The sequence below is a fragment of the Kandleria sp. genome, from assembly GCF_017934775.1.
GTDB classification, from domain to species: Bacteria; Bacillota_I; Bacilli_A; order Erysipelotrichales; family Coprobacillaceae; genus Kandleria; species Kandleria vitulina.
Window position 1 is genome coordinate 1 of record NZ_JAGBIX010000013.1, and the last position, 4,860, is coordinate 4,860.

Annotated in this window: 5 protein-coding genes; all 5 read right to left on the reverse strand. The window is 31.4% G+C overall.

What is annotated here, in order from left to right:
• Window positions 1–136 precede the first annotated feature (136 nt).
• The gene (locus J6L95_RS02355) at window positions 137–772 is read right to left on the reverse strand and encodes an oligosaccharide flippase family protein (RefSeq protein ID WP_287458014.1); all 636 of its coding nucleotides are present in this window, start codon (window positions 770–772) and stop codon (window positions 137–139) included.
• A 74-nt stretch (window positions 773–846) separates the two neighbouring features.
• Window positions 847–2,022: a hypothetical protein gene (locus J6L95_RS02360; protein ID WP_287458015.1), complete on the reverse strand. Its 1,176-nt coding sequence runs from the start codon at window positions 2,020–2,022 to the stop codon at window positions 847–849.
• Entirely contained in the window at window positions 2,015–3,046 is a 1,032-nt protein-coding gene (locus tag J6L95_RS02365) for a glycosyltransferase family 2 protein (RefSeq protein WP_287458016.1), read from the reverse strand. The genes J6L95_RS02360 and J6L95_RS02365 overlap by 8 nt, the downstream gene beginning before the upstream one ends.
• 51 nt (window positions 3,047–3,097) lie before the next feature.
• The gene (locus J6L95_RS02370; protein WP_287458018.1) at window positions 3,098–4,111 is read right to left on the reverse strand and encodes a glycosyltransferase family 52; all 1,014 of its coding nucleotides are present in this window, start codon (window positions 4,109–4,111) and stop codon (window positions 3,098–3,100) included.
• A gap of 30 nt (window positions 4,112–4,141) precedes the next feature.
• Window positions 4,142–4,860 (reverse strand): glycosyltransferase family protein (locus tag J6L95_RS02375; protein WP_287458020.1); only part of this gene is annotated, 719 nt, incomplete at its 5' end.

Sequence of the window (4,860 nt, forward strand, 5' to 3'; positions counted from 1 at the left end):
AACTTAAAAATCTGTATTTCTGATTCATAGGGATAGTCTACCCATTTTCAGGGGAGATTTCCGCCTATTCTGGGCATCCATTTCAAAAAAGCGGTTTATGAGTCTGATTTCAGAGATTTAAGTAGTCATGAATAATTCAGGTTAAATTAGGTTTGATATGTTTACTGATGTCATTCCAAGCCACTCTTTTAAAGCTTACATGTTTACATACAAGCGGCCACACTACTAATTGATTGCATAGAAGACCTGCCACAAAAATCAGGGCATATTTCCACGTGTCATTGTCTGTTTTGACCAAAGTAAAAATCAAAATAGTTGTAACGACTTTAGTCACAATATCCCTAACTGCTGTAACTTTAAATTCCTCCATTCCGTACATAAACCAGGTAACATCTAACATAGCTGCAAAAATGACCACTGACATAATCATTGCCAGTATTTTAACTGACGAAAAAAATAATGTATAAATAAAATATGCACCCGAAATAAATATCCCAAGAACAAATTGAAAAGAATATATTTCCCAAAAAGTTCTAGATAGTTTATCCTTATCATCTTTCACATAAGCAATAGTCCTATTTCCATAGTTTTGTAATCCAAGTTTTATGAAAATAGAAAAATAGTAAGCAACAGAATAGGCAAAAGAATACCTTCCTAATCCTGCTGCTCCTAGTATACGAGATATATATGGCAGAGTAATTACTGGAACAAAAATATTTGAGAGTTGAAGTACTGCATTGTAAGCATAATTTTTTTTAATATTACTTCTCATAATTCACAATTAGTATTAAAGACAATTTGTGTCAGTTAGAATAAACTTTCTTTAAGTAATGATCTAGTATTCTTTTAAAACACTAATTTTACCTTGGCTATATTCTTCTCTTCTACGTGTATATTCTTACTATAGATTGGATATGAAAGAGTAAGCAAAAACAAGTTATTTGACATAGAAAAGAAATTGTTCTCCATAAGTCCATAAATAGCATATAGGCAAAGGATAGCAACCAATAAATGTCTATTGTTTTGTTTTAAGTATATCATTGCAATAATGTACAAAATAGAGAAGAAAAAGAAAACAATCAGTCCATATCTTAACAGTATTGACATGTACGCATTATCCAGCCAAAATCTGTATGTTTTACCAACCCCCGGTCTAGTGACTATAAGTTTTATTTCTTGTCCAAGAATCTTAATTCCATAATACTTTAGCGTTCTATGGCACTGCGAAAATCTTTTGGACATGAAAACATCAATCATTTTCAAAAAAGGATACTTGCTTAAATTCATGAATGACAGGATAATACTTGCAGCATTACATATAACTGCAGTTACTATCATCATATTTGAATACACCTCTTGTTTTACCCCTAACGACCTTGTAATCTCATACGCGGCCATAATAATGGCAAAAGTAACAAGACTAAAATATGATGTTTTAGAATTCGCTACCCTCTCAACAAAAACTGCCGCGGCAATAATAATGCCCCAGTCTATTATGTTGAATTTATCCCTTCTTATATAGCATCTACATACCACTAAAAGGAATATTCTCATCCCTAGTTGATTAGGATGAATAAATCCCAACGAATGTCTTACCATAGATCCTCTATACATTGTAAGCTCAGTTATTACTCCCGTTTGGAATAAATAAATTACAATTAATGTCATTATAAGTTCAACATAATATGTTAATTTTACAATTTTATCAAAATCTATATATTTGGCAGCAACAATGAAAATCCAAGTTGACATCATCCTATTATGGTTCGAATTTAAAGTAGCGATGATAATTGGTAGTGATATCATTCCAATAACAACAAGTTCATGGAACTGATATTTCTGGAACAAAACTATCTGAGCTAACAATAATCCCAGAATAATGACTGCCATTTGATCATTAATATCACTAGTATTCCACCATAAAAAACGCTCTAGAGTTGAACTAAATAACACCTCAGTCCCAGACCAGAGAGTAAAAATAAACACTATAAAGTATTTTCCAAACTCTTCTCTTTTACTCATTTTTATTAGTTTTACATTCTGTGGGTTTCTTACCAAACAAACAATAGTACCACATCTTCTGTACAAATCTCTGATATCTATATAAAAAAATGTAAAAATGTTCAAACCAATATGGAAATCCACGTTGTTCCCATTCAACCTTGTTCAGAAGCCTATTTGCCCCGCATTTTTCTAATTGTCTATTTAGTTCATCGACACGATACCACTCATTATTTTCATCGACTTGCTCATACCAACCAAACGAAGCAAATAATCTCAATTCTATACTCGCTAAAGCTGCATAACTCAATAGAGCATACTGATTTTCACAATTATCTAAAACCATCTTCCAACAATCCACAAAATCCAATGCTTGCTCATACGAAAACTTTCTTTTGCTTTGAGTAATTCTGTGTACATAAATTGGATAGTTAATATGTAAAATATTAGGAGTATTTTTTAAAACCTCAGCGCAGAATACAACATCCTGCCCTCTTTTTTTATCCGGATATTTTAATCCATTAGAAATCAAAAACTCTCTTCTATAAATAGACAAAAAATGAATGAACGGATAAGCAAATTTTCTAGTGCTAATCAGACCTTCATAGTTAAAGCTACTGAATCTGCGACTATGTTCAAATCTACCTACCAATTTACCCTTGTATAACCTATACATATTGCCAAAGCATACATCTAGTTTTATTTCTGAAACAGCTTTATATGCTCTTTCAACTGAGTCGCTTTTAGCGAAATAATCATCACTGTCCAGAAACATGATATACTGTCCTTTTGCAACAGCTAACCCTTGATTTCTGGCAATACCAGCCCCGCTTCTATTCTGATTTATGAGCACAATATTCTTATTTCTTCTCTTAGCTTTTTCTATTATTTCTAATGAATTGTCTGTTGATCCATCATTGACACATATTACTTCCATATCATCTATCAATGTTTGTGCCAATACACTATTTATACATTGCCCTATATATTGTTCATCATTATAGAAAGGAATAATAATGCTTACACAATAATCATTTTTCAACATTCATACTTCCCCACAACATCACTCCATATTATCAACTTCAACCAACTTATATTACCTATCTGACAAATAAGTTGGAGCAATGTTTTTTCTATGATTTGCTATAGTCTCATCAATTGCACTAGTACATAGTCCTACTGCAATAAAAAAATGTATTTCAAGTATTTTAAATATTTCAGATGGGAATCTATCCCTTATTACTATCACATTTTCAATTGAATAGTCAGTAACATCTCTTGGATGTACTTTCAAAAAAACATTTCCATATCGGGAGTAAAAATTACATATTTCTGAGTATAGACGTACTTTTTCCTTTTCAGAAACATAGCCATCCTCGCTAATCGGCTGCGTATAAACTATACATTTTCTACTATCATTACACTCCATTAACTTTTTTAAAACAACCTCATTAACAAAGAATGAACATAAGTATTTTTTCTTTAAATCATCATACGTTTGTATTATTTGCTGTAAGCTAAATATTTGAGCTTTTGATTTAGGCACACCTAATTCAATCAGTTTTTCTTTTGAATGCGCAAAAACATACTCTATTTTATTGCTCTTCCACCAATTAAGCTGATTACCATAAAGTCCCAGACATAATGTATATAATACATTTTCTTTTGGTGTTAGCCATAACTGTGCACCTTCTTCGACAAAAATGGCATTCTTACAATGCTTAAAGAAAATGCTTGCTGGATACACTACTACTTGTTTATTCCATGACATATTAATCATTAAGTACTCGTTTTGTTGACAATCTAAGTCTTGAAGTACTGTTCTGAAAATCCTTCTGTTTTTTATCTCACTAATCCCAAATAACCTTTTGCAAAATCCTCCTTTATCTATTAAAACAGTGTTAATTCCTGCCTGTTTAATTCTATTTACAATATCTATATAGAATTCAATGTTATCTTTTGGGTGTCTCATTGGAGCCACTACTATTGTACATGCTTGATAGCTGCAATTAGCCAGAATAATGCTTAACGCAACAAAAATATGATACATTGTATGACAAAAAAAGATTTTCTTTTCTTTTTTAGTATTAATTGCATCCAAAATATGCATAGTTATTTTCCTTTATTCATATGTATCAAATTATAACTTTTCGATTTCTGGCTTGAATAATAAACCATCGTGATAACCTTTAACTAAAATATCAATTTTCTGCTTTCTATATTTTTTTTCTTTAGCGAGAACCATCATATATGTATATATAAACTTGGTAATCAGATATATATTTCCTTTCATACCATACTGTCTATAGCAATGTACATCGTTTCGATAAAGGTTTTGATACCTATACATTCTATCTTGAGTATCTTTAACAATATTCGCCTTCATGTTGACCTTAATAGCATGTGTAACTTTACTTGAAGGGACTACATAAACCGGATATTTTCTTGAAATTCGGCCACTGAATTCATAATCATCAGTATAAAAGAAGTATTCTGCAATAGGTAACCCCACATCCTTAACTGCATCCGCATTAACATACATAGAAGCTGCTGAAACCATGAGCGCTCTAACTAAATGCTTATTATAATCATTATCCTTTATAAATCTAAATAATGTTTTTTTCTGCCTATTAGGTTTACATATTTCCCCATCAGTCCAATATGCTACGCTAGAAAGAATTCCCCAATTCCCATCTAATTCATTATCAACACGCACTAATTCTACTAAAGCATCTTTATTAGGTATTACATCATCATCCATCAACCAAATATACTTGTAACCTTGTAGAACAGCCTCCTTTATTCCCCGTGCTTGTGCACCGGCACTTCCTAAGTTTTTTCCAACATTTATATATTTAA